The organism is Methylorubrum pseudosasae (assembly GCF_029504475.1).
Lineage (GTDB): Bacteria > Pseudomonadota > Alphaproteobacteria > Rhizobiales > Beijerinckiaceae > Methylobacterium > Methylobacterium extorquens.
The window spans coordinates 5,041,480-5,066,655 of record NZ_JAQGDU010000002.1 but is presented as its reverse complement, the minus strand read 5'-3'; the positions used below and the strand labels follow the sequence as shown (position 1 = coordinate 5,066,655).

16 protein-coding genes and 2 pseudogenes are annotated in these 25,176 nt (G+C 68.8%); 10 read left to right on the top strand and 8 right to left on the bottom strand.

Going from position 1 to position 25,176, the window contains the following annotated elements:
* Positions 1–3: 3 nt before the first annotated feature.
* From M2437_RS24840 to recR, 3 genes are all read right to left on the bottom strand, one after another.
* The gene (locus M2437_RS24840) at positions 4–519 is read right to left on the bottom strand and encodes a peptide deformylase (protein WP_003599876.1); all 516 of its coding nucleotides are present in this window, start codon (positions 517–519) and stop codon (positions 4–6) included.
* Between the two features lie 235 nt (positions 520–754).
* The gene (locus M2437_RS24835; RefSeq protein WP_253388975.1) at positions 755–2,041 is read right to left on the bottom strand and encodes a glycosyltransferase family 87 protein; all 1,287 of its coding nucleotides are present in this window, start codon (positions 2,039–2,041) and stop codon (positions 755–757) included.
* Positions 2,042–2,155: 114 nt separating this feature from the next.
* Positions 2,156–2,761: a recombination mediator RecR gene (recR, locus tag M2437_RS24830; protein ID WP_003599880.1), complete on the bottom strand. Its 606-nt coding sequence runs from the start codon at positions 2,759–2,761 to the stop codon at positions 2,156–2,158.
* 327 nt (positions 2,762–3,088) lie between these two features.
* On the opposite strand from recR, the gene M2437_RS24825 reads away from it, so the two are divergent.
* Positions 3,089–4,708 (top strand): phosphoenolpyruvate carboxykinase, encoded by a 1,620-nt coding sequence (locus tag M2437_RS24825; protein WP_253388974.1) that lies wholly within the window; start codon positions 3,089–3,091, stop codon positions 4,706–4,708.
* A 45-nt stretch (positions 4,709–4,753) separates the two neighbouring features.
* On the opposite strand, the gene rlmN is transcribed toward M2437_RS24825, so the two are convergent.
* Together rlmN and aroB are read right to left on the bottom strand one after the other, a co-directional pair.
* Entirely contained in the window at positions 4,754–6,031 is a 1,278-nt protein-coding gene (gene rlmN, locus M2437_RS24820) for a dual-specificity RNA methyltransferase RlmN (protein WP_015950521.1), read from the bottom strand.
* A gap of 116 nt (positions 6,032–6,147) precedes the next feature.
* Positions 6,148–7,887, bottom strand: a complete 1,740-nt coding sequence (gene aroB / locus M2437_RS24815; protein WP_076644149.1) for a 3-dehydroquinate synthase — start codon at positions 7,885–7,887, stop codon at positions 6,148–6,150.
* Between the two features lie 251 nt (positions 7,888–8,138).
* Here aroB and M2437_RS24810 point away from each other — a divergent pair, with 251 nt between their 5' ends.
* The 9 genes and pseudogenes from M2437_RS24810 (at position 8,139) to M2437_RS24770 (ending at position 21,169) form a co-directional block, all read left to right on the top strand.
* Positions 8,139–8,870: a TetR family transcriptional regulator gene (locus M2437_RS24810; RefSeq protein WP_003599888.1), complete on the top strand. Its 732-nt coding sequence runs from the start codon at positions 8,139–8,141 to the stop codon at positions 8,868–8,870.
* Between the two features lie 350 nt (positions 8,871–9,220).
* A pseudogene (gene mdh / locus M2437_RS24805) lies at positions 9,221–10,184 on the top strand (malate dehydrogenase).
* Between the two features lie 77 nt (positions 10,185–10,261).
* Positions 10,262–11,458, top strand: coding sequence for an ADP-forming succinate--CoA ligase subunit beta (sucC, locus tag M2437_RS24800; protein WP_253388973.1), 1,197 nt, complete (start codon positions 10,262–10,264; stop codon positions 11,456–11,458).
* Positions 11,459–11,466: 8 nt separating this feature from the next.
* Positions 11,467–12,354: a succinate--CoA ligase subunit alpha gene (gene sucD, locus M2437_RS24795; protein ID WP_012253228.1), complete on the top strand. Its 888-nt coding sequence runs from the start codon at positions 11,467–11,469 to the stop codon at positions 12,352–12,354.
* 224 nt (positions 12,355–12,578) lie between these two features.
* Positions 12,579–15,569 (top strand): 2-oxoglutarate dehydrogenase E1 component, encoded by a 2,991-nt coding sequence (locus M2437_RS24790; RefSeq protein ID WP_056462559.1) that lies wholly within the window; start codon positions 12,579–12,581, stop codon positions 15,567–15,569.
* A 76-nt stretch (positions 15,570–15,645) separates the two neighbouring features.
* Positions 15,646–16,963: pseudogene (gene odhB, locus M2437_RS24785) on the top strand (2-oxoglutarate dehydrogenase complex dihydrolipoyllysine-residue succinyltransferase).
* Between the two features lie 288 nt (positions 16,964–17,251).
* Positions 17,252–18,655, top strand: coding sequence for a dihydrolipoyl dehydrogenase (lpdA, locus tag M2437_RS24780; RefSeq protein WP_253388971.1), 1,404 nt, complete (start codon positions 17,252–17,254; stop codon positions 18,653–18,655).
* 196 nt (positions 18,656–18,851) lie between these two features.
* Positions 18,852–20,477, top strand: coding sequence for a hybrid sensor histidine kinase/response regulator (locus M2437_RS24775; RefSeq protein WP_182569390.1), 1,626 nt, complete (start codon positions 18,852–18,854; stop codon positions 20,475–20,477).
* Positions 20,478–20,536: 59 nt separating this feature from the next.
* Positions 20,537–21,169 (top strand): hypothetical protein, encoded by a 633-nt coding sequence (locus M2437_RS24770; protein WP_253388970.1) that lies wholly within the window; start codon positions 20,537–20,539, stop codon positions 21,167–21,169.
* Here the strand turns inward: M2437_RS24770 and M2437_RS24765 are convergent.
* Genes M2437_RS24765 through M2437_RS24755 form a run of 3 tightly spaced genes read right to left on the bottom strand, consistent with a single transcriptional unit; the run spans position 21,151 to position 25,086 of the window.
* Entirely contained in the window at positions 21,151–21,780 is a 630-nt protein-coding gene (locus M2437_RS24765; protein WP_253388969.1) for a sarcosine oxidase subunit gamma, read from the bottom strand. The genes M2437_RS24770 and M2437_RS24765 overlap by 19 nt on opposite strands.
* A complete protein-coding gene (locus M2437_RS24760; RefSeq protein ID WP_253388968.1) occupies positions 21,773–24,802 on the bottom strand; it encodes a sarcosine oxidase subunit alpha family protein in 3,030 nt (1,009 codons plus the stop codon). Before M2437_RS24760 ends, M2437_RS24765 begins: the two co-directional genes overlap by 8 nt.
* Complete coding sequence (locus tag M2437_RS24755; protein WP_015950527.1) at positions 24,799–25,086, bottom strand: sarcosine oxidase subunit delta; 288 nt, start codon at positions 25,084–25,086, stop codon at positions 24,799–24,801. The genes M2437_RS24760 and M2437_RS24755 overlap by 4 nt, the downstream gene beginning before the upstream one ends.
* Positions 25,087–25,176: the final 90 nt, after the last annotated feature.

Here is a 25,176-nt window from a genome sequence, read left to right as displayed (position 1 = left end):
TCGTCAGGCGGCGTCGCGCTTGGCGGCCTTGGTGAACTTCTTCATCACCCGGTCACGCTTCAGCTTCGACAGGTGATCGATGAACAGGACGCCGTTGAGGTGGTCGATCTCGTGCTGGAGGCAGGTTGCGAGCAGGCCGTCGGCCTCCTGTTCCACAATCTGCCCGTCGAGGTTCATGTAGCGCACCCGGACGCGGTCCGGCCGCTCGACCTCACCGTAGAATTCGGGGATCGACAGGCAGCCCTCGTCGTAGACCCGCTTCTCCTCCGAAACCCAGACGATCTCCGGGTTGAGGTAGACGGTCGGATTCTTCGCGTTCTCGTCCTTCGAGGTGTCGATGGTGACGACCCGCTTGGCCACCCCGATCTGGATCGCGGCGAGGCCGACGCCGGGGGCGTCGTACATCGTCTCGATCATGTCGCGGGCAAGCGTCCGGATCTCGTCGGTGACAGCCGCCACCGGCTCGGAGGTGAGGCGCAACTGCGCGTCGGGCAGGATCACGAGGGGGCGGACGGTCATGGCTTCCGGGCTGGGATGGGCGAGAGCGCGAGCAGGAGCCTGAAAAGGCGTTTCACCACCCGCAGATAGGCGGCAGCGCCGGGGTGGTCAAATATCCCCGTGTGCATCGAGGCTGATCGCTTCAAGCGATCACCCTCGATTTTACTCTGGCCTCAAGTGCCGGCAGCCGCCTCCGCGGCCTCAGGCTGTCGCTCAGCGCGACGCTCTTCGCGCTCTGGCTCTGGGTGCGTCTCCGTCACAGCGCCGCAGACGCCTGCAGCGCAGCCGCGGCCGGATCGGTCTGTACCGCCGAGGCCGGAGCCCGCTCTCGCCGCAGGACGTGCCACATCAAGGCGAGCAGGATCAGCAGAAACGGGCCGGGCAGCGACAGCGCGACGAGAGGCTCCGCTCCCACCGGAACGAGGTGCTCGTTGATCGTCCCGGCGACGAAGCCGTAGCCACTGGCCACCCAGCCGAGACCGAGCAGGGCGGCCTGTTCGCGGCGGCTCGCGCGATCGAGAAGATCCGGAAGCAGCAGGGCCAGGCCGACGCCATAGAGCGACAGATCGTAATCGTAGGCGTAGGGGCTCACGAGCAGGCCCGCCACGGCGGCGAGGCCGACCACCTGACGCCGCGGTACGCCGCGCCGGAGCGCGAGCAGGACGAAGCCGAGCGCCGTGACGGCCGTGACGGCCTGCGCCGCGAGGGCGACCGCGGCCGGCAGATCGAGGCTGCGCAGCGAGGCGTAGACCGAGACCATCCGGAACAGGGGATAGAGGCCCGCGGCCAGATTGGCCGACGCCTCGTCGGCGCCTCGCAGGAAGGCCGGCCAGATCGCGGGGCCGAGCACGGCGGTGGCGAGCGCTGCCGCGAGGCCCGCGGTGACCGCGGCCACGGCCAGGCACGCCCATCGCCGTAGGGCCAGGGCACAGACCGCGACGCCGACGGCGAGATGCGGCTTGATCACCATCAGGCCGAGCGGCAGGCCAGCCGACGTCCTCCCATGCACCAGCCCGAGGCAGGTCAGGCCGATCAGCGTGCCCGTGAGGAACCCGTTCTGGCCGCAGGACACCGTGATGAAGAGGGCCGGAAACAGCGCGATCAGGAGGGCGGGGAAGAACGGACCGGCAATCCGGCGCAGCACGAACAGGAACGCGGCGAGCGTCGTGCCGGTGAAGAGCAGGTAGGCGAGGCTGACCGGCAGGGTCGCGAGCACGGCCACCACGAGGTTGAACGGCGGCGGATAGGCCCAGGGCAGGAAGTCCTGCTGCCCCGTGAGGTCCTGCTGGACCCGCAACAGGGCGGGTAGGTGATAGGCATCCGCGATGTCGCCCCGCCACACCATCCGGCCGGCGATGTGGAGGATGTCGAAATCCGAGAGCCCGATGGGGCCGAAAAGGCCGGTGAACCGCGCCGTCCGGCCCAGGATCACCACCGTGAGGGCCGCGAGAAGGGTGCGCACCACTAGCGGGGTCGCAAGCTGCTCGTAGACCGTCGCCGGGCGGGGCCGACTCTGCTCCGCTGGCAACGATGCGGTTCGCATCCCGGACCACCCGACTTGGACAGGACCGTCGCGCGACGGCCGATGCCGGGCTTTTATCGTGCCGCGACTTAAAGGGCGGTTAGAGCCTCGTTCCGGCCCGCGCCGACCGCCGGGTCAGAACGCCGTGCGGCTGCGGATCGCCGCCGTCAGGGTGCCCTCGTCGAGATAATCGAGCTCGCCGCCGACGGGTACGCCGTGGGCGAGGCGGGTGACCGTCAGCCCGAAAGGTTTGATCGATTCGGTGACGTAGTGAGCCGTGGTCTGGCCATCGACGGTGGCGTTCAGCGCCAAGATGATCTCCTTCACCCCCGGCTCGCCCGCCCGCTCCACGAGGCGGGCGATGGTGAGGTGCTCGGGCCGCACCCCGTCGAGCGCCGAGAGCACGCCGCCGAGCACGTGGTAGCGCGCTTTGACCGCGCCGGACCGCTCCAGCGCCCAGAGATCGGACACGTCCTCCACCACGACGAGGGTGGTGGGGTCGCGGGTCTCGTCCCGGCAGATCGTGCAGGGGTCGCTGGTATCGACGTTGCCGCAGGAGCGGCACACGACGATGCGCTCGGCCGCGACACGCATCGCGTCGGCCAGCGGCGCGAGCAGGGTCTCGCGCTTCTTGATGAGCTGGAGCGCGGCCCGGCGGGCGGAGCGGGGCCCGAGCCCCGGCATGCGCCCGAGAAGCTGGATCAGGCGCTCGATCTCGGGGCCGGCGACGGCTTGGGGCATGCGGGTGCGAAACGGCTGTGACTGAGGAGGAGCGGCGGGCGCCTTCCCTCACATAAGGCTTCCGCCGGGATTTTGCCGCCGGGATTTTGCCCGTTCAGGTTTGCGACAGCTTGGCCGCTGCATGGGGAGCCGGCGCGCAAATTTTATTTGAGCCCATACCAAGGATTAGTTGACGGCCAAGCCGGAGACCGATCCATTGAACGGACGGGGCGGAGAACCTGCGTGCGGCGGCCCTGAGCGACCGCACGGACGCCCCACCGACAACGCGAAACAGCCGGATCGACCGGCGTGGCGGCGCGATCAGGGGCCGTGAGGGAGGAACACCCCGTGAAGACCATCGGTGAATTCAACGCGGCCCACGGTCCGGAGGCGATCGGCCTGACCGATCTCGCCGCCGTCCACTGGAACCTGGAGGCGCCGCGCCTCTACGAGGAGGCCCTGCGCCGGAACGAGGCGCAGCTCGCCCGCGGCGGCGCGCTGGTGGCGACCACCGGCAGCCACACCGGCCGCTCGCCCAAGGACAAGTACGTGGTGCGCGATGCCGGCACCGAGAACGAGATCTGGTGGGACAACAACGGCTCGATCACGCCCGACCAGTTCGCGACGCTGCTCGACGACTTCCGCGCGCATGCCCGCGGCAAGGAACTGTTCGCCCAGGATCTGTTCGGCGGTGCCGACCCGGCCCACCGGGTGCGGGCGCGGGTCTATACCGAGCTCGCGTGGCACTCGCTGTTCATCCGCAACCTGCTGATCCGCCCCGAGCGCGCCGATCTCGCCGCCTACGTACCGGAACTGACGATCATCGACCTGCCGAGCTTCCAGGCCGATCCGGCCCGGCACGGCTGCCGCTCCAAGACCGTCATCGCCATCGATTTCAGCCAGAAGATCGTGCTGATCGGCGGCTCGGCCTATGCCGGCGAGATGAAGAAGTCGGTCTTCACTTACCTCAATTATGTGCTCCCCGGTGCAGGCGTGATGCCGATGCACTGCTCGGCCAATGCCAGCCTCGACGAGACCGGTGATTCGGCCCTGTTCTTCGGCCTGTCCGGCACCGGCAAGACCACGCTCTCGAACGATTCCTCGCGCCAACTGATCGGTGACGACGAGCACGGCTGGAGCCGGGACGGCATCTTCAACTTCGAGGGCGGCTGCTACGCCAAGACCATCCGGCTCTCGCGTAACGCCGAGCCGGAGATCTACGCCACCACCGAGCGCTTCGGCACGGTGATGGAGAACGTCGTCATCGATCCGCTCACCCGCGTGCCGGACTTCGACGACGCCTCGCTCACGGAAAACACCCGCTGCGCCTATCCGCTGGATTTCATCGCCAATGCCAGCGCCACCGGCCGGGCCGGGCATCCGAAGAACATCGTGATGCTGACCTGCGACGCCTTCGGCGTGATGCCGCCGATCGCCAAGCTGACGGGCGCCGAGGCGATGTACCACTTCCTCTCGGGCTACACCGCCAAGGTGGCGGGCACCGAGCGCGGCCTGACCGCACCGGAGGCGACCTTCTCGACCTGCTTCGGCGCGCCGTTCATGCCGCGCCACCCGAGCGTCTACGGCAACCTGCTGCGCGAATTGATGGCCGAGCACGGCGTCGATTGCTGGCTCGTCAACACCGGCTGGACCGGGGGCGGGGTCGGCACCGGGCGGCGCATGCCGATCCGCGTCACCCGCCGGCTGCTCTCGGCGGCGCTCGACGGCTCGCTGGCGCAGGTCGAGTTCCGCCGCGACCCGTATTTCGGCTTCTCGGTGCCCGTCGAAGTGCCCGGCGTCGAGACGCAGGTGCTCTCGCCGGTCGAGACCTGGACCAACAAGGCGGCCTTCGCCGACACCGCCACGCGCCTCGTCACGATGTTCCGCGAGAACTTCAAGCGCTTCGAGAGCCACGTCGATGCCGACGTGCGCGCCGCCGAGCCGGTCGCCGCAGCGATCGCGGCCTGAGCGGTCACAGCCCCTCCCCGCGCGAGCGGGGAGGGGACAAAAGAATCAGTCGACCTGATCGGCGTAGACGGCCTCGGCGCCCATGCCCTCTTCGAGCATCAACCGGGCGCGGGCGCGCAGCTTCTCGGTCTCACTCTTGAGCTGGCCGCAGGCTGCCAGGATGTCGCGCCCGCGCGGGGTGCGCACCGGCGAGGCGTAGCCGGCGGTGAAGACGATCTCGGAGAAGCGCTCGATCCGCTCCCAGTCCGAGCACTCGTATTTCGAGCCGGGCCAGGGGTTGAACGGGATCAGGTTGATCTTGGCCGGGATGCCCTTGAGCAGCCGCACCAGGGCGCGGGCATCGGCGTCCGAATCGTTGACGCCCTTGAGCATCACGTACTCGAAGGTGATGCGCCGGGCGTTGCTCAGCCCCGGATAGTTCCGGCAGGCGTCGAGCAACTGGGCGATCGGGTATTTGCGGTTCAGCGGCACCAGCTCGTCGCGCAGCTCATCGCGCACCGCGTGCAGCGAGATCGCCAGCATGGCGTTGGCTTCCAGCCCCAGCCGCTCGATCTGCGGCACCACGCCCGAGGTCGAGACCGTGATGCGCCGCCGCGAGAGCGCGAGGCCTTCCTGGTCCGACATCACCGCGATGGCATCGATCACCGCGTCGAGATTGTAGAGCGGCTCGCCCATGCCCATGAACACGATGTTGGTGACCAGCCGACCGGGCTCGCCGCCATCCTTGCCCGGCATCTGGCCGGTGAAGTCGCCGAGTGCGTCGCGGGCAACGACGAGCTGGGCGACGATCTCCGCCGTCGAGAGGTTACGCACGAGGCGCTGCGTGCCGGTATGGCAGAACGAGCAGGTGAGCGTGCAGCCGACCTGGGACGAGACGCAGAGCGTGCCGCGGTCGTCGCCGGGGATGTAGACACACTCGATCTCGGCGCCGCGGTTGTGGTCGTGCGCGCCGGTCGGCGCCATGCGCAGGAGCCACTTGCGGGTGCCGTCGCGAGAAACCTGCTCGGTGACGACCTCCGGACGCTCCAGAGTGAAGTGGTCGGCAAGCTGCGCCTTCAGGCCCTTGCCGACATTGGTCATCTCGGAAAATTCGCGCGCGCCGCGCACGTAGATCCAGTGCCAGACCTGGCTCACCCGCATCCGCGTCTCGCGCTCGGGCACGCCGATGCCGATGAGCGCCTGCTTCAGGCCCTCGCGGGTCAGGCCGACGAGGGAGGCCTTGCGGCCGGGCAGGGTCGAGAGGGCCGTGACCTCGGGGGCCTTCTCGATTGCGGGGAGGGCGCGCGATGCGCCCGGGGCGGAGTCGAACGACGCCGTCGCCATGGCTCAAGACCTTAGAAAGCTGGAACGGCTCTTATATAGTCGTATTCGGGCGGGAACGCGACTGCGCCCGCTCCGGCCCTCCCTTGCACCGTGGTCCTTGGGCCGGAGGGCCTCGCTCAGCCCCGCAACTCCGCCTCCAGGAAGGCCCGCACCTCCGCCGCGTCGATGCCCGGCGCGATGAAGCTCTGACCGATGCCGTGGGCGAGGATGAAGGTGAGCTGCCCGTCGCGAACCTTCTTGTCCTGGGCCATGGCGTCGAGGAGGGCGTCCGGGTCACCCGCCCCGCCCGGCACCTGTTGCAGGCGGGTCGGCAAGCCGGCGAGCGCGAGGTGGTTGGCCACGCGCCCCGCATCCTGGCCGGGGCAGAGGCCGAGCCGGGCCGAGAAGCGGAAGGCCAGTGCCAGACCGATCGCGACGCCCTCGCCGTGGACGAGGCGGGCCGCATCGTAGCCGGTCAGCCGCTCCAGGGCGTGGCCAAAGGTGTGGCCGAGATTGAGCAGCGCCCGCTCGCCGTCCTCCCGCTCGTCGCGGGTCACGACGCCAGCCTTGGCGCGGCAGCAGGCGGCCACCGCCTCGTCGCGCTCCGGCCCACCGGAGAAGATGCCGGCCCAGTTCGCCTCGCACCACTCGAAGAAGCCCGCATCCCCGATCAATCCGTACTTGGCGACCTCGGCGTAACCCGCCCGCATCTCGCGCTCCGAGAGCGTGTCGAGGGTGGCGGTGTCGGCCAGCACGAGGCGGGGCTGGTGGAAGGCGCCGATCAGATTCTTGCCGAGCGGCGAGTTGATCCCGGTCTTTCCCCCCACCGAAGAATCAACCTGCGCGAGCAAGGTGGTCGGAACCTGGAGGAAGCGGACACCGCGCCGCAGGGAGGCCGCCGCGAAGCCCGCGAGATCGCCGACCACGCCGCCGCCGAGCGCCACGACGAGGTCGCCGCGCTCGATCTTCTGGGCCAAGAGCCCGTCGCAGACGCGGGCGAATTCCGCGTAGCTCTTCGAGGCCTCGCCCGGTGGCACGGCGATGATGCCGCAGCGCAACCCGGCGGCCTCGAGGCTGGCCCGCACACGCTCACCGTAGAGGCCGGCGACCGTCTCGTCGGTGACGATGCCGGCGGCCCGGGCGCCGAGATCCCGCGCCTCTGCACCCACCGCGTCGATAAGACCCCGACCGATCCGAATATCGTATTCGCGCCCGCCCGACAGGGGAACGTTCACACGCGAGGGTTGCTGCGTCATACTGAATGTCAAATGTTGTGATTGTGTCGTATGAGACGGGTTGATGTGGATATCGAGAGCTTCCATCACGTCCTCCACCACGCGGTCGTGGGACACTTCGCGGGACAGCACCGTGACATCGGCTTGGGCATAGACCGGATGGCGCACCTCCATCAGTGTGCGCATGGTCGCCTCCGGATCCTCGGTCTGGAGCAGGGGGCGCGTGTTGCGCTTGCGCACGCGTCGCATCAGCACGTCGAGGTCGGCCTTGAGCCAGACCGAGATGGCCCCCTCGGCGATCCGCGCCCGCGTCGCCTCGCGCATGAAGGCGCCGCCGCCGGTGGCCAGCACCATCGGCCCCTCGCGCAACAGACGCGCGATCACCCGCTCCTCGCCCTCGCGGAAGCTCGCCTCGCCGTAGATCGAGAAAATGTCGGCGATGGTGAGCTTGGCCGCCGCCTCGATCTCGTGATCGGCATCCTTGAACATCAGCCCGAGACGCCCCGCCAGGCGGCGCCCAACGGTGCTCTTGCCCGCCCCCATCAGGCCGACGAGCACGATCGACCGGGCTCCGAGGCCGCGGCGCAGACGTGCTTCGATCGGTTCGCCGGGCGGCGGCGCCGGCGGCAGGGGGACGGTCATCGGGCGGTCATAGACGGTTTTGCGGAAGCGGCGAAGCGTCCGGTACCCCCGTCGGCGCCGAGTCGAAAGCCCCACAATCTCGGCTTGACTGCAATCCAAGCGGGATTCGCAGAAAAACCGGTGCCGAGAGGGGTTGCAAAGTGCCGCTCGGAGGGGAAGGCTTGTACGCGAGCGCGTGGGACGGCACCGCTCTCGATCAGGCTCGCTTGGTCGAGTGCACCCACGCTTGTTGTCTCTGTGCCGGGAAAATGATGTTGCCGTACGGATCTTTCACCATCCCCGTCACCCTGGCCGAGAGCGAGAGGGAGGCGAACGATCCAGTTTCCGATCCGCGTGCCGCTCCCTCTCGACCGTCGCGTCTCACCGGCCCGGCCGCCCGCGCCCGGTCCACGCCGGTCTCGACGGACGCGCGGCTGCTCGCCATCGCCACGGAGCACCTGACCCGGCTCGGCCCGAAACGGGTGACGGTGGTGGCGGTCGCGGCGGAGGCGGGCATGACCCATGCCAACGTCTACCGCTACTTCCCCTCGAAGGACGCCCTGCTGGATGCGGTCGCCGGCCGCTGGCTGCGCGATCTGGAAACGGAACTCGCCGGCATCGCCGACGCGCCCGATCCCGCCGACGACAAGATCGAGCGCTTCGTCAGCGCACTAGCCAGCGCACAGAGCGAGATGCTGACCCGCGAACCGAACCTGTTCGCCGTGCATCTCGACGCCACCGTCGCCTCCCGTCCGATCGCCCGCCGCCACCGCGTGCGGCTGCGCGCGCTCGTCGAGCGCGTGGTGGAGGAGGGCATCGGCACCGGCGTCTTCGCCGCCCGCGACCGCGAACGGGCCATCGCCGTCATCTTCGACGCGAGCTACCGCTTCACCCATCCGGTCGCGATCCAGCACGACGCGGACGTGCCCCGCGATCTGCTCGATGCCCGGCTCGGCGCGGTGATCCAATCGATCCAGCGGGCGCTGAGGACGGGTACTTTCTGAATACGGAATATAGTTTCGGTGCTGCATCGCGGCGCGGTCGGGACGTCACTCAATGACAGACCGCAAAACATGTCACCGACCCCTTGCCGGCTGCAGTTCGTCGCGAGGGAAAGAGATAGATCGCTGAAATAGAAGGGTTTTTACTGGCGCCCTCCGGGTTCGGCGCGTCGTCGGGCCTCGCTGCAGCCCCGCTCACCCGGACCTTCGTCGGGTTGAAGCTCTGTGGCTTTTCCGCCAAACACCGGCCCATCAGAATTGACCGGCGAAGGTTCGGCCGCAGCGCACCATTTGCAACATTGCTGCATCCATTTCCGAACCGTCGCGAATTCCGACCGGAGGCTAGATCATCCATGGCACGCAGCAAGATCGCGCTCATCGGCGCCGGACAGATCGGCGGCACGCTGGCCCATCTCGCCGGCCTCAAGGAACTCGGTGACGTGGTGCTGTTCGACATCGTCGACGGCGTGCCGCAGGGCAAGGCGCTCGACATCGCCGAATCCGCTCCCGTCGACGGCTTCGATGCCAAGTATTCGGGCGCCAGCGACTATTCCGCGATCGCCGGGGCGGACGTGGTGATCGTGACCGCGGGCGTGCCGCGCAAGCCCGGCATGAGCCGTGACGATCTCATCGGCATCAACCTCAAGGTGATGGAAGCGGTCGGCGCCGGCATCAAGGAGCACGCGCCCGACGCCTTCGTGATCTGCATCACCAACCCGCTCGACGCGATGGTGTGGGCGCTGCAGAAGTTCTCGGGGCTGCCCACCAACAAGGTCGTCGGCATGGCCGGTGGTGCTCGACTCCGCCCGCTTCCGCCACTTCCTGGCCGAAGAGTTCGGCGTGTCGGTCGAGGACGTGACCGCCTTCGTGCTCGGCGGCCACGGCGACGACATGGTGCCGCTGACCCGCTACTCGACGGTGGCCGGCGTGCCGCTGACCGATCTGGTCAAGCTCGGCTGGACCACTCAGGAGAAGCTCGACGCCATGGTCGAGCGCACCCGCAAGGGCGGCGGCGAGATCGTCAACCTCCTGAAGACCGGCTCGGCCTTCTACGCGCCCGCCGCCTCCGCCATCGCCATGGCCGAGAGCTACCTGCGCGACAAGAAGCGGGTTCTGCCCTGCGCCGCCTACCTCGACGGCCAGTACGGCATCGACGGCCTCTATGTCGGCGTGCCGGTGGTGATCGGCGAGAACGGCGTCGAGCGTGTGCTCGAAGTGACCTTCAACGACGACGAGAAGGCGATGTTCGAGAAGTCGGTCAATTCGGTGAAGGGCTTGATCGAGGCCTGCAAGAGCGTCAACGACAAGCTCGCGTAAAGCGCCGTCAGGCTCGGCGGCGGGAGGCTTGGGCCGCCCGCTCAGCCCTCCCTTCCTGCTCGTCCGACGAGGTCTCGATGAACATCCACGAATACCAGGCCAAGGCTGTCCTGAAGGAATTCGGCCTGCCGGTCTCCCGCGGCGTGCCGATCTTCAAGCCGGAGGAGGCCGCTGCGGCGGCCGACGAACTCGGCGGCCCGGTCTGGGTGGTGAAGTCGCAGATCCATGCGGGCGGGCGCGGCAAGGGCACCTTCAAGGGCGCGCCCGAGGGCGCCAAGGGCGGTGTGCGCGTCACCAAGTCCAAGGACGAGGTGGTGCAGTTCGCTCGCGAAATGCTCGGGCAGACGCTCGTGACCGTGCAGACCGGCGAGGCCGGCAAGCAGGTCAACCGCCTCTACATCGAGGAAGGCGCGGCGATCGCTGCCGAGTTCTACCTGTCGATGCTGGTCGATCGCGAGACCGGCCGCGTTGCCTTCGTCGTCTCGACGGAAGGCGGCACGGATATCGAGCAGGTCGCCCACGACACCCCTGAGAAGATCGTCACCTTCTCGGTCGATCCGGCCACCGGCATCATGCCCCATCACGGCCGGGCCGTCGCCAAGGCGCTCGGGCTCTCCGGGCCCCAGGCCAAGGAAGCGGGCGCGCTCACCGAGAAGCTCTACGCGGCCTTCACGGCCAAGGACATGAGCATGCTGGAGATCAACCCGCTGGTGCTCACCGGCGACGGCGGTCTCAAGTGCCTCGACGCCAAGATCTCGTTCGATTCGAACGCCCTCTACCGCCACCCCGAGATCGTCGCGCTGCGCGACGAGACCGAGGAGGACGCCAAGGAGATCGAGGCCTCGAAATACGACCTCGCCTACATTGCCCTCGACGGCACCATCGGCTGCATGGTCAACGGCGCCGGGCTCGCCATGGCGACCCTCGACATCATCAAGCTCTACGGCGAGGAGCCGGCGAACTTCCTCGATGTCGGCGGCGGCGCCTCCGAGGAGAAGGTCACGGCGGCCTTCAAGATCATCACCGCCGATCCGCAGGTGAAGGGCATCCTCGTCAACATCTTCGGCGGGATCATGAAGTGCGACGTCATCGCCCGCGGGGTGATCGCGGCGGTGAAGGCGGTCGGCCTCGAAGTGCCGCTCGTCGTGCGCCTGGAAGGCACCAACGTCGAGGAGGGCAAGGAGATCATCCGGAACTCCGGCCTCAACGTGATCCCCGCGGACGATCTGGATGACGCCGCGCAGAAGATCGTCGCCGCGGTGAAGAAGGGTTGAGCTGACAGATGTCCATTCTCATCGACCAGAACACCAAGGTCATCTGCCAGGGCTTCACCGGCAAGAACGGCACCTTCCACTCCGAGCAGGCCATCGCCTACGGCACCAAGATGGTCGGCGGCACGAGCCCCGGTAAGGGCGGCTCCACTCATCTCGGCCTGCCGGTGTTCGACACCGTGGCCGAAGCGCGCGAGGCCACCGGCGCCGATGCCTCCGTCGTCTACGTGCCGCCGCCGGGCGCGGCCGACGCGATCTGCGAGGCGATCCAGGCGGAGATTCCGCTGATCGTCTGCATCACCGAGGGCATCCCGGTGCTCGACATGGTGCGGGTCAAGCGCGCGCTCGAAGGCTCGAAGTCGCGCCTGATCGGGCCGAACTGCCCCGGCGTCGTCACCGCGGGCCAGTCGAAGATCGGCATCATGCCGGCCAACATCTTCAAGCCGGGCTCGGTTGGCATCGTCTCGCGCTCCGGCACGCTAACCTACGAGGCGGTGTTCCAGACCACGGTCGAGGGGCTCGGCCAGACCACCGCCGTCGGCATCGGCGGCGATCCGGTCAAGGGCACCGAGTTCATCGCCATGCTGGAGCTGTTCCTGGCCGATCCCAAGACCGAGTCGATCGTGATGATCGGCGAGATCGGCGGCTCGGCCGAGGAAGAGGCGGCACAGTTCCTGGCCGACGAGGCCAAGCGCGGGCGCAAGAAGCCGATGGTCGGCTTCATCGCCGGCCGCACCGCGCCTCCCGGCCGCCGCATGGGCCATGCCGGCGCGATCATCTCCGGCGGCAAGGGCGGCGCCGAGGACAAGATTGCGGCGATGGAGGCCGCGGGCATCCGCGTCTCGCCTTCGCCGGCCCGTCTCGGCTCCACGCTCGTGGACGTGCTGAAGTCCAGGTGATGAAGAGTCGATGGGGTCTGTAACCGGGACCTGCGCGGCTGTGTTGCACCGCACGCGAGCTCGGGCGACCCATATGGAAGAACATGTCGGGGCGCGACCGTGCCCCGGCCTGATCCGGAGGCGCGAGGCGGGGTTCTGAGACCTCGCTCGGATCGACGCGCCGGATCGAACTCGACGCGGCGGCCCGCTGTAACAGCGCCGCCCGAGCGGTAGGACAGGCAGCGATGGCACGCCAGGACGCGAACGAAGCGCTTCTTCGAACCTCCTTCCTCTACGGCGCCAACGCCGCCTGGATCGAGGAGCTGCAGGCGGCCTATGCCCGCGACCCGAACTCGGTCGATCCCGAGTGGCAGCGCTTCTTCAAGGATCTGGGCGAGGACGACGCCCTGGTGAAGAAGAACGCCGAGGGCGCCTCCTGGGCCAAGCCGAACTGGCCGGTCGTGGCCAACGGCGAGATCGTCTCGGCGCTCGACGGCAATTGGGGCGCGCTCGAAAAGACGTTCGGCGAGAAGATCCAGGCCAAGGCCCAGCCCGGCAAGCCCGGCGACTCGACCAAGGGCGCGGCCATCGTCGCGGCCACCGGCGTCTCGGTCGAACAGGCCACCAAGGATTCCGTGCGCGCGATCATGCTGATCCGCGCCTACCGCATGCGCGGCCACCTCCACGCCAAGCTCGACCCGATCGGGCTCGCCCCGCGCGGCGACCACGAGGAGCTGCACCCGCAGCATTACGGCTTCCAGGAGAGCGACTGGGACCGCAAGATCTTCCTCGACAACGTGCTCGGCATGGAATTTTCGACGATCCGCGAGATCGTCGCAATCCTGGAGCGCACCTACTGCCAGACGCTCGGCGTCGAGTTCATGCACATCTCCGACCCTGAGGAGAAGGCGTGGATCCAGGAGCGCATCGAGGGCAAGGACAAGGAAATCTCGTTCACGCCGGAAGGCCGGCGGGCGATCCTGAACAAGCTGATCGAGGCCGAGGGCTTCGAGAAGTTCCTCGATCTCAAATACACCGGCACCAAGCGCTTCGGTCTCGACGGTGGCGAGTCGATGGTCCCGGCCATGGAGCAGATCATCAAGCGCGGCGGCGCGCTCGGCGTCGAGGAGATCGTGCTCGGCATGGCCCATCGCGGCCGGCTGAACGTGCTCACCAACGTGATGGCCAAGCCCTTCCGGGCGGTGTTCCACGAGTTCAAGGGCGGCTCGGCCTCACCTGCCGAGGTCGAGGGCTCGGGCGACGTGAAGTACCATCTCGGTGCCTCGTCTGATCGCGCCTTCGACGACAACACCGTTCACCTCTCGCTCACCGCCAACCCGTCCCACCTCGAGATCGTCGATCCGGTGGTGCTGGGGAAGGTGCGGGCCAAGCAGGACCAGAAGGCCAAGCCGAACGTCGAGCGCCGCCGCGTGCTGCCGCTCCTCATCCACGGCGACGCGGCCTTTGCCGGCCAGGGCGTGGTGGCGGAATGCCTCGGCCTGTCCGGCCTGAAGGGGCACCGCACCGGCGGCTCGATCCACTTCATCATCAACAACCAAATCGGCTTCACCACCGATCCGCGCTTCTCGCGCTCCTCGCCCTATCCGTCCGACGTCGCGAAGATGGTGGAGGCACCGATTTTCCACTGCAACGGCGACGACCCGGAGGCGGTGACCTTCGCAGCGAAGGTCGCGGTCGAGTACCGGCAGAAATTCGGCAAGCCGGTCGTGATCGACATGCTGTGCTACCGCCGCTTCGGCCACAACGAGGGCGACGAGCCGGCCTTCACCCAGCCGAAGATGTACCAGCGGATCCGCAAGCATCCGACCGCGCTGGAGACCTACGGCAAGAAGCTCGTGGCGCAGGGTGACCTGACCCAGGAGCAGCTCGACGCGCGCAAGGCCGAGTTCCGCGCGATACTGGAGAGCGAGCTTGAGGTCGCGGGCGGCTACAAGCCCAACAAGGCCGACTGGCTCGACGGCCGCTGGTCCGGCTTCAAGGCCGTGCGCGAGGACGTGGACGATCCCCGCCGCGGCCGCACCGGGGTGCCGCTCGAGACGCTGCGCGACATCGCCACCCGGATCACCACGCCCCCGCCGGGCTTCCACCTGCACCGCACGATCCAGCGCTTCTTCGACAACCGCGCCAAGGCGGTCGAGACGGGCGTCGGCATCGATTGGGCCACCGCCGAGGCGCTCGCCTTCGGCTCGCTGCTGATCGAGGGCCACCGGGTCCGGCTCTCGGGCCAGGACGTCGAGCGCGGCACCTTCTCCCAGCGCCACGCCGTGGTGATCGATCAGGAGAACGAGCAGCGCTACACGCCGCTCAACTCCCTGCGCGAGGGGCAGGCGAACCTGGAGGTCATCAACTCGATGCTCTCCGAGGAGGCGGTGCTCGGCTTCGAGTACGGCTACTCGCTCGCCGAGCCGAACTCCCTGGTGCTGTGGGAGGCGCAGTTCGGCGACTTCGCCAACGGCGCGCAGGTCGTCATCGACCAGTTCATCTCATCGGGCGAGCGCAAGTGGCTGCGCATGTCCGGCCTCGTGATGCTGCTGCCCCACGGCTACGAGGGCCAGGGGCCGGAGCACTCGTCCGCCCGTCTGGAGCGCTATCTCCAGATGTGCGCCGAGGACAACATGCAGGTCGCCAACTGCTCGACGCCCTCGAACTACTTCCACATCCTGCGCCGTCAGTTGAAGCGCGACTTCCGCAAGCCGCTGATCCTGATGACGCCGAAATCGCTGCTGCGCCACAAGCGGGCGGTCTCGAAGATCGAGGACATCGCGGACGGCTCGACCTTCCACCGCATCCTGTGGGACGACGCCGAGCACGACGAGAACGGCGTGAAGCTCGTGCGCGACGACAAGATCCGCCGCGTCGTGCTGTGCTCGGGCAAGGTCTATTACGACCTCTACGAGGAGCGGGAGAAGCGCGGCGTCAATGACGTCTACCTGATGCGCGTCGAGCAGCTCTACCCGTTCCCGCTCAAGGCCCTGGCCAACGAGATGACCCGCTTCCGCAACGCGGAGGTGGTGTGGTGCCAGGAAGAGCCCAAGAACATGGGCTCGTGGACCTTCGTCGAGCCCTATCTCGATTGGGTGCTGGGCCAGGCCGGCTCCGCCTCGAAGCGCGCCCGCTATGTCGGCCGTCCGGCCTCGGCCTCGACCGCGGTCGGCCTGATGTCGAAGCACCTCGCCCAGCTCCAGGCCTTCCTCAACGAGGCGCTGGCGGTCTGACGCCGCCGGCCCTTTTCGACCGACCCACCAACCGGGGCCGCGCCGGCTCGATGCGCCCCGAAACCGCGGTGAAGACATATTATGGCGACCCGACATCCTCGTCCCCACGCTCGGCGAATCCGTCAGTGAGGCCACGATCGGCCGCTGGTTCAAGAAGCCCGGCGACACGGTGGCCGCCGACGAGCCCCTCGTCGAACTCGAGACCGACAAGGTCACCCTCGAAGTGAACGCCCCGGCCGCGGGCGAACTCGGCGAGATCCTCGTCAAGGACGGCGAGACGGTGGAGCCCGGCGCGGTGCTCGGCTCGATCGTCGAGGGGGGCAAGGGCTCAGGAAAATCGGATGCGAAGCCCGCTCCGAAGAGCGCCGAGCCGGCCGAGAGCAAGACGCAATCTCGCGAGGAGAAGGGCGAGAGCAAGCCGGCCAAGGAATCCTCGGCCTCCTATGGCAGCCACGGCGACGCCCCGCCCACGGACGGGCGCCCGGCTGATGACAGCGGCCCGGCGGTGGCCAAGCTCGCCCGCGAATCCGGCATCGACCCGGCGAGCCTCAACGGCAGCGGCAAGGACGGCCGCGTGACCAAGGGCGACATGCTCGCCGCGATCGACAGGAACGGCCAGAAGGCTCCGGCTCAGGAAGCCCGGAGCGAGACGAAGGCCCCCCCGCCGCGCGCCCCCTCCGCGCCGGACGACGCCGCGCGCGAGGAGCGCGTGCGGATGACCAAGCTGCGCCAGACCATCGCCAAGCGCCTCAAGAGCGCCCAGGAAACGGCGGCGATGCTGACCACGTTCAACGACGTGGACATGGGCGCGGTGATGGCGATGCGCTCGCAGTACAAGGACATCTTCGAGAAGAAGCACGGGACGAAGCTCGGCTTCATGGGCTTCTTCACCAAGGCGGTGATCGGCGCCCTCAAGGACGTGCCGGCGGTCAACGCCGAGATCGACGGGCAGGATCTCGTCTACAAGAACTACTACCACATCGGCATCGCGGTCGGCACCGATAAGGGCCTCGTCGTGCCGGTGGTGCGCGACGCCGACGACCTCTCGATCGCCGGCATCGAGAAGAAGATCTCGGGCTTCGGCAAGAAGAGCGCGCGAGGGCAAGCTCTCCATCGACGAGATGCAGGGCGGCACCTTCACCATCACCAATGGCGGCATCTACGGCTCGCTGATGTCGACCCCGATCCTCAACGCGCCGCAATCGGGCATTCTTGGCATGCACCGCATCGAGGAGCGGCCGGTGGTGCGCAACGGCAAGATCGAGGCGCGGCCGATGATGTATCTGGCGCTCTCCTACGATCACCGCATCGTCGACGGGAAGGAGGCCGTGACCTTCCTCGTTCGCGTCAAGGAAGCCCTGGAGGATCCCGCCCGTCTCGTGCTGGACCTGTAAGGCCACAATGTCGGCAGCTCCAGCCGATGCGCTCATTGGCTGGAGCTGCCGACACAGACGTCCCGTGGCATGACCCGCGGCTTTACTGACTTTCGATTTGAAACGCATTCCGACGAAGTGGTGACCGGTTCGTCGAAAGAATGCGCGTTGAAACAGAGACCTAGAGACGCCGGCCTGATGCCATCAGGTCGGATACGGCTCTAGCCGCGGTCGCCGCGCTCGCTTGCGATTTTTTATCTCCGCGGGCGTGCTTGTTCGACGCCTCCTCCGACACGTCAGGCAGACTTGATGTCCTACGATCTCATCGTCATCGGCACCGGCCCCGGCGGCTATGTCTGCGCCATCCGCGCGGCCCAGCTCGGACTGAAGACCGCGGTGGTCGAGAAGCGGGCGACCCACGGCGGCACCTGCCTCAATGTCGGCTGCATCCCGTCCAAGGCGCTGCTGCACGCATCGGAAGCCTTCGAGGAGGCCAACAAGCACTTTTCGGAGTTGGGCATCGACGTGGGCACGCCGAAGCTTGATCTCAAAAAAATGCAGAGCTTCAAGCAGAGTGGCGTCGACGGCAACACCAAGGGCGTCGAGTTCCTGCTCAAGAAGAACAAGGTCGATACCTATCACGGCCGCGGCCGCATCGCCGGGGCCGGCCGCGTCGAGGTGGTCTCGGACGACGGCGGCAACCAGTTGCTGGAGACGAAGAACATCGTCATCGCCACCGGCTCCGACGTGACCCGGCTGCCCGGCGTCGAAATCGACGAGAAGACGGTGGTCTCCTCCACCGGCGCGCTCGAACTCGCCGAGGTGCCCAAGCGCCTCGTGGTGATCGGCGCGGGCGTGATCGGGCTCGAACTCGGCTCGGTCTGGCGCCGCCTCGGCGCCGAGGTCACCGTGATCGAGTATCTCGACCGCGTGCTGCCGGGCATGGACGGCGAGGTCGGCAAGCAGTTCCAGCGCATCCTGGCCAAGCAGGGCATGGTCTTCAAGCTCTCGACCAAGGTGACCGGTGTCGAGACCGGCAAGAAGGGCCGCGCCACCGTCACCGTCGAGCCGGCGCAGGGCGGCGAGCCGGAGAAGCTCGAGGCCGACGTGGTGCTCGTGGCCATCGGCCGGGTGCCTTACACGGAAGGGCTCGGGCTCGAGACGGTGGGCGTGGCGACCGACGACAAGGGCCGGATCGAGGTCGATTCGCACTACGCCACCAACGTCACCGGCATCTACGCCATCGGCGACGTGATCGCCGGGCCGATGCTCGCCCACAAGGCGGAGGACGAGGGCGTCGCGGTCGCCGAGATCCTGGCCGGCCAGTCGGGCCACGTGAATTACGGCGTGATCCCGAACGTCGTCTACACCTTCCCCGAGGTCGCCTCGGTCGGCAAGACCGAGGAGGAGCTGAAGAAGGACGGGATCGCCTACAACGTCGGCAAGTTCCCCTTCACCGCCAACGGCCGGGCCAAGGCCAACGGCACCACCGACGGCTTCGTGAAGATCCTCGCGGACGCGCAGACCGACCGGGTGCTCGGCGTGCACATCGTCGGGGCGGATGCCGGCAACCTCATCGCCGAGGTCGCGGTGGCGATGGAGTTCGCAGCCTCCGCCGAGGACATCGCGCGCACCTGCCACGCCCACCCGACGCTGACCGAGGCGATCAAGGAAGCCGCGCTCGCCGTCGACAAGCGCGCGATCCACGTCTGATCCCATCATGGCCGGACCCGGTCCTCGGGTCCGGCTGCGATCCGCCCTGGACCGGCGGCCACGCTGAGAGACAGCTCTGCGACATCGTGCCGTTCACGAAGCGCTCAAGCCGTCGCTTCCGATGGAACGAGCCGTCGCCGCATCGGATTGATACGCGCAATCCGACCCAGTGGGTCGTCCCCGCTGGAAAACGTTGATGCCGTCGTCACCCGAGAAGCCCCGCGCACCCGGGCCCAATACGCCTGTCACCGGCAGCGGCGCCGCGGGCGTCGTCGATCAGCATCACGACATCTTCTTCGCGGCCGTCGAGACGACGCGCATGCCGATGATCGTCACCGATCCGCACCAGCCCGACAACCCCATCATCTTCGCCAACCGCGCCTTCGTCCGGATGACCGGCTATTCGGCCGAGGAACTGATCGGATCGAACTGCCGCTTCCTCCAGGGCCCCGATACGGACCGCGACACCGTCTCGGAGGTGCGCGACGCCATCCGAGAGCATCGGGAGTTCGCCGCCGAGATCCTGAACTACCGCAAGGACGGCTCCTCGTTCTGGAACGCGCTGTTCGTCAGCCCGGTGTTTAACCGCTCGGGCGACCTCGTCTACTTCTTCGGCTCGCAGCTCGACGTGTCGCGCCGCCGCGACGCGGAGGAATCGCTGCACCAAGCCCAGAAGATGGAGAGCCTCGGCCAGCTCACCGGCGGCATCGCCCACGATTTCAACAACCTGCTCCAGGTCGTGTCGGGCCACAACGAGGTGATGCTGGCGCTACTCGACCATCCCACCCTCGACGTGTCGCGGATGCGACGGGCCGGTGAGGCGGTGCGGGCGGCGACCGATCGGGCGGCCAAGCTCACCCACCAACTCCTCGCCTTCTCGCGCAAGCAGCGGCTTGAGGGGCGGCTCCTGAACCTCAACGGCCTCGTCGAGAGCATGGGCGAGATGGCCGGGCGGACGATCGGCGACGACGTCGTCCTGAAATCCGTCCTCGCGCCGGATCTCTGGACCACCCGCATCGACCCGACGCAGGCCGAGGTCGCTCTGCTCAACGTGCTGATCAACGCCCGCGACGCGATGCCGGAGGGCGGCTCGGTCACGGTGCGCACCGAGAACCTGCTGATCGAGGACGAGGACACCGCCCTCTACAAGACCGTGCCGCCCGGCGCCTACGTGGTGATCTCGGTGACCGATACCGGGACCGGCATGCCGTCCGAGATCCTGGCCCGCGTCATGGAGCCGTTCTTCACCACGAAGGGCGAGGGCAAGGGCACGGGACTTGGGCTCGCGATGGTTTACGGCTTTGCCAAGCAATCCGGCGGCTCGGTGAAGATCTATTCCGAGGTCGGGCACGGCACGACGGTGCGGCTCCTGTTCCCCGCCTCCGACCAGAAGGCCGAGGAGGAGCAGAAGCCGACGATCCGCGCCGCCGACCGGCACGGCACCGAGACGGTGCTCGTCGTGGACGACCGGCCCGACGTGGCCGAGACCGCCGGCATCATCCTGGAGGATTTCGGCTACAAGGTCACCGTCGTCGACGGTCCCAAGGCGGCGCTCGACATCCTCGACGGCGAGGGGCGCATCGACCTGCTGTTCACCGACCTGATCATGCCCGGCGGCATGAACGGTGTGATGCTGGCCCGCGCCGCGCGGGAGCGGCAGCCGAAGATCAAGGTGCTGCTCACCACCGGCTACGCCGAGGCCTCGATGGAGCGCACCGATGCGGGCGGCACCGAGTTCGAGATCATCAACAAGCCCTACAAGCGCATGGAGCTGGCCCGCCGGGTGCGGCGGGTGATCGACGGGCCGACCGGGGTCGGGTAGCCGCGCGGGCCTCGGCCTCTCGGTTTGCCCGCTGCGCGGGCGGCGGGTAGAGGCGGCGGATGGCTGAGACCGCGATCCGCGCCGGAGCGCTGCCCTTGCGACGCCGCCATTTCCGTCGGGTCGCGCGGGGCATCGTGGCTGGCCTCACGGCGCTCGTGGCGCTTCCGTTGCCGGCTCTCGGCGCAGGCCAGGGCGCGGCCGCCTATCCGCTGGCCTGCGCCTATTTCCGTCGGGATCTCGACGCGTACGCGCATTGCGCCCGGCGCGAGGACGGGATGGTCCGGGTCGCCCCGGCGCATCTCGCGCGGATGCGTTTCGAACGCGGCCTCGCCGAGTTGCGCGTGCCGGGGATCGGCTGTCTCTGGGTGCGCCGCGACGGGCTGGCGCTGCCGGTGTTCCTACTCGACAACGGGCCGGACCCTTTCGAGCAAGGCCTCGTGCGCAGTTGGCGCGACGGCAAGGTCGCCTTCTACGACCGCCGCCTGCGGCTCGTCCTCGCCCCGCCCTACGACTGGGCCTTCCCGTTCAACGCACGCGGCGAGGCTTTGGTCTGCGAGGGCTGCCGCTCGGACGGACGGCAACCCGCCGCGATGGTCGGCGGGCGCTGGGGCCTGATCGACCGGACGGGACGTCTCGTGATGCCGCTGGCCGAGACGGACGCCGCCGACCGGCGCTATTTCGACCGGCGCTGATCCGCGGCCTCGACCTCGTAGCCGAACTCGGCCGCCGCGTGCTCCAGCCAGCGCCAGAAGCTGCCGGCGAAGCTGCGGGCGACCGTGAGGTCGTAGGTCGGGCCGGCATCGCGCTGCCAGAGCTGCACGCCGATATGGGCGATGCTCGTCACCGCCGCCCGGCCCGGCCCGAAGGCGCGGGGGTGCAGATCGGCCGCGACGCCCTTGGCGAGCATGGCGCGCGCCTGCGCGCCTGAGATCCGCACCAGGGCGCGGCTGTCGCTCTGGTCGGTGACGGAGGCGACACCGCGCAGGGCTTCGGGCCAATCCCGCAGATCGCGCGGTGACGGCGCCACCGCGAGCCACTGGCCAGGCGCGGACCAGACCAAACCCGTCTCGCCCTCGAAGATTGCGGTGCCGGCCTCCGGCAGGGACGGACCGAACCGATCCGCGAGAGCGGTTTGTAAGTCGGCTTCCTTTCCCTCGGCCGCGATGAGCGTGGCGAGGCCGAACCCCTCGCGCAGGCTCAGGCGGATGCCCGCCGGCCCCGCGGCCGCTCCGTGGCGCCCGATCCGTGCGGCCCCTTCCCAGGCGCCGCGCGGCTGCCACAGGCTCGTCATCGCCTCAGACACGCAGCTTCTCCTCCTTGGGGTCCACGAAGACGGGCGAACAGATCTCGACCTCGATCTCGGCGCCGCGCACCGGATCGTAGGCGCGCACCCGCTCGCCGTGGCGCTCGGGCCCGCGCCGGATCAGGCCGATGCCGATCCAGGATTTCAGGCTCGGGGAGTAGGCGACCGAGGTCATCACCCCCTCGTCGGCCTCTTGGCTCGGCGCGGCGTCGAGGCTCAGGAAATGCGCCCCCGCCCGGAGTCGCGCGCTCGGATCGACGGGACGGAAGCCCACGAGGATCGGCCGGTCCGGATCGACCAGCGCCGGGCGCTCCTTCATCAGGCGGCCGATATAGTCCTTCTTCTTGGCGAGCATCCCGCCGAGCCCGAGGTCGCGGGCGGTGGTCTGGCCGTTGATCTCGGCCCCGGCCGCGTGGCCCTTCTCGATGCGCATCACCGAGAGCGCCTCGGAGCCGTAGGCGGCGATGCCGTAGGGCAGGCCCGCCTGCATGATCGCCCGCCACGCGGCGTCGCCGTAGGCGGCCGGCACCGCCAGCTCGTAGGCGAGTTCGCCCGAGAACGAGATCCGGAACAGCCGTGCCGGGATGCCGCCGCCGACGGTGACGTCGGCGCAGGCGAGAAACGGGAAGGCGTCGTTGGAGAGATCGAAACCGGGATCGACGATGCGGCGCAGGGTGTCGCGGGCGCGGGGGCCGGCGACCGCGTATTGCGCCCATTGCTCGCTGACCGAGGCGAGCTGCACGTCGAGGTCCGGCCACAACCATTGCCGGCAAAATTCGAGGTGTTGCATGACCCGCGCGGCGTTCGCCGTCGAGGCGGTCATGATGTAGTGCGTCTCGCCCATCCGCGCGATCGTGCCGTCGTCCAGGATGAAGCCGTCCTCGCGCAGCAGCACGGCGTAGCGCGCCTTGCCGACGGGCAACGTCGCGAAGGGGTTGGCGCAGACCCGCTCGATGAAGGCCAGCGCGTCGCGGCCCTGGATGTCGATCTTGCCGAGCGTGGTGACGTCGCAGATTCCGACGCGGGCGCGCACGGTCTCGACCTCCCGCACCACCGTGTCGAGCCAGTCGGTCTCGCCTCCCTTCGGGAAATAGGCCGGGCGCAGCCACAGGCCGGTCTCCACGAAGACCGCGCCGTTCTCCTCCGCCCAGGCATGGGAGGGGACGTGGCGGGTGGCGCGGAACTCCTTGCCGCGGTGATGGCCGGCAAACGCCCCGATGGCGACGGGGGTGAAGGGCGGGCGGAACACCGTGGTGCCGACGCTCGGGATGTCCTTGCCGGTCAGCTCGGCCATGATCGAGAGGCCGGCGAGGTTCGAGGTTTTGCCCTGGTCGGTCGCCATGCCAAGCGTGGTGTAGCGCTTCAACAGCTCGACCGCGCGGAACCCCTCGCGGTGGGCGAGTTCGACGTCGGAGGCCGCCACGTCGTTCTGGAAATCGACGAAAGCTTTTCCGCGGGGCTTCGGAGCGCGCCAGAGCGGGGTGTGGTCCACGCTTTCCGGGTCGGTCGGCGGAGCGGCCTCGGCCGAGGCGGTGAAGCCGCAATCGCTCGCGGCCTCGGCGCCGGCCCGGGCGCCGGTCTCCAGGCATTCGGCCAGGGTGAAGCGTCCGGCGGCGGCGCCGGCCGCCTGCATGCCGGAGGGGAGGGTGCCCGGCACGAAGGCGTGGATCGCCGCGTCCCAGACCGGCCGGCGCGACAGGTGCGAATCGAGGTGGACGACCGGGTTCCAGCCATTGGCCATGGCGAGGCCGTCGCAGGGGATCGTCTCGATGCTGTTGTCGCCGTCCACGACCTGGATCGCGCTCAAGCCCAGATGCCCCTTGGTGCCGGCGACGTATCCACCGGCCACCACCCGCGCCCCGGCGGCCTCCGCCATCCGGCGCAGGGCCGGGGGAACGGCAGCGCGGGTGTCGATCACCGCCGCAAGCCCGCCGCCTGCGGCCAGGATATCGGTGGCGGTGCGCCAGCCGTCGTCGCTCGACGTGAACACGGCCAAGCGGCGCCCCGGCAGCACGCCGAAACGGTTGAGGTAGGTCCGCACCGCGCCGGCCAGCATCACGCCGGGGCGGTCGTTGCCGCCGAAGACGTGCGGGCGCTCGATCGCGCCGGCCGCGAGCACCGCGCGCCGCGCTACGATCCGCCACAGCCGCTGGCGCGGGGTGTGGGGGGGCGGCACCGCGAGATGGTCGGAGACGCGCTCGACCGCGCCGTAGGCGCCGTGATCGTAGACGCCGAACAGGGTGGTGCGCGTCAGGATGCGCACCTCGGCCAAGCTCTCCAACTCGGCCACCGCGCGCGCAGCCCACTCGGACCCGCTCGCGCCGCCGATTTCGCGCCGTTCCGCCAAGAGGCGCCCGCCGGTGGCGAAATCCTCGTCGACCAGGATGACCCGCGCCCCGGAGCGGCCGGCTGCGAGCGCCGCCGAGAGCCCGGCCGGGCCGCCGCCGATGACGAGCACGTCGCAATGGGCGTGGGCGTGGTCGTAGGTGTCGGGATCGGGCGCGTCGGCGGCGCGACCGAGACCGGCCGCGCGCCGGATCATCGGCTCGTACACCTTCTCCCAGAAGGCAGCCGGCCACATGAAGGTCTTGTAGTAGAAGCCCGCCGCAAAGACCGGCGAGAGCAGCGCGTTGACCGAGAGCGCATCCACGGCGAGCGAGGGCCAGCGGTTCTGGCTGGTCGCCTCCAACCCCTCGTAGAGCTCGGCCATGGTGGCGCGGGTGTTGGGCTCGCGCCGGGCGCCCGAGCGCAGCTCCACCAGCGCGTTCGGCTCCTCCGAGCCGGCCGAGAGGATGCCGCGCGGCCGGTGATACTTGAACGAGCGACCGACGAGGCGGACGCCGTTGGCGAGCAGGGCCGAGGCCAGCGTGTCGCCGTGGCAGCCGGTGAGGCGCCGTCCGTCGAAGCTGAAGTCGCGCGGCCGGTTCCGGTCGATCAGGCCGCCGGTGGCGGTGCGGAACGGCTGGTCGCCGGCGTTTGCGGAAGCCGGGGCCTCCGCGCGCTGAAGGGCGAGCGTGGTCATGCGGCCTCTCCCGAGCGGCGCGCCCGCGCGACGTCGCGCGCCGGCTCGACGGCTTCGATGGCGTGGGTGCGGGTGTCGCGGGTCACGACCAGCCAGGAGCGGCAGCCGGCGGCGTGGTACCAGAGTTCGCGGATCGTCCCGGCGGGGTTGTCGCGGAGATAAACGTAGTCGTGCATGTCCGCCGCCGAGGCGTCGAGCCCGTCCGGGCGCCGGGGCGCGGCGTCGCCGAGATAGCTGAACTCCCCGTTGTCGCGCTCGCCGCAGAAGGGGCATCGGATGCGCATGGCGTGTCGTCCTCTTTTGAGATCGATGCCCGCTCAAGCGGGCATCGCAAGCGCGACTGCGCGTCGCCGCCCATGCGGCGGATGGCGTCG

Bases quoted from the DNA above. Each gene is read 5' to 3' on its own strand.
- sucD (WP_012253228.1), top strand. From the start codon at position 11,467: ATGTCCATTCTCATCGACCAGAACACCAAGGTCATCTGCCAGGGCTTC.
- recR (WP_003599880.1), bottom strand. From the start codon at position 2,761: ATGCCCCAAGCCGTCGCCGGCCCCGAGATCGAGCGCCTGATCCAGCTT.
- M2437_RS24775 (WP_182569390.1), top strand. From the start codon at position 18,852: ATGCCGTCGTCACCCGAGAAGCCCCGCGCACCCGGGCCCAATACGCCT.
- M2437_RS24790 (WP_056462559.1), top strand. From the start codon at position 12,579: ATGGCACGCCAGGACGCGAACGAAGCGCTTCTTCGAACCTCCTTCCTC.
- M2437_RS24770 (WP_253388970.1), top strand. From the start codon at position 20,537: ATGGCTGAGACCGCGATCCGCGCCGGAGCGCTGCCCTTGCGACGCCGC.
- M2437_RS24760 (WP_253388968.1), bottom strand. From the start codon at position 24,802: ATGACCACGCTCGCCCTTCAGCGCGCGGAGGCCCCGGCTTCCGCAAAC.
- M2437_RS24835 (WP_253388975.1), bottom strand. From the start codon at position 2,041: ATGCGAACCGCATCGTTGCCAGCGGAGCAGAGTCGGCCCCGCCCGGCG.
- aroB (WP_076644149.1), bottom strand. From the start codon at position 7,887: ATGACCGTCCCCCTGCCGCCGGCGCCGCCGCCCGGCGAACCGATCGAA.
- M2437_RS24755 (WP_015950527.1), bottom strand. From the start codon at position 25,086: ATGCGCATCCGATGCCCCTTCTGCGGCGAGCGCGACAACGGGGAGTTC.
- sucC (WP_253388973.1), top strand. From the start codon at position 10,262: ATGAACATCCACGAATACCAGGCCAAGGCTGTCCTGAAGGAATTCGGC.
- lpdA (WP_253388971.1), top strand. From the start codon at position 17,252: ATGTCCTACGATCTCATCGTCATCGGCACCGGCCCCGGCGGCTATGTC.
- M2437_RS24810 (WP_003599888.1), top strand. From the start codon at position 8,139: ATGTTGCCGTACGGATCTTTCACCATCCCCGTCACCCTGGCCGAGAGC.
- rlmN (WP_015950521.1), bottom strand. From the start codon at position 6,031: ATGGCGACGGCGTCGTTCGACTCCGCCCCGGGCGCATCGCGCGCCCTC.
- M2437_RS24840 (WP_003599876.1), bottom strand. From the start codon at position 519: ATGACCGTCCGCCCCCTCGTGATCCTGCCCGACGCGCAGTTGCGCCTC.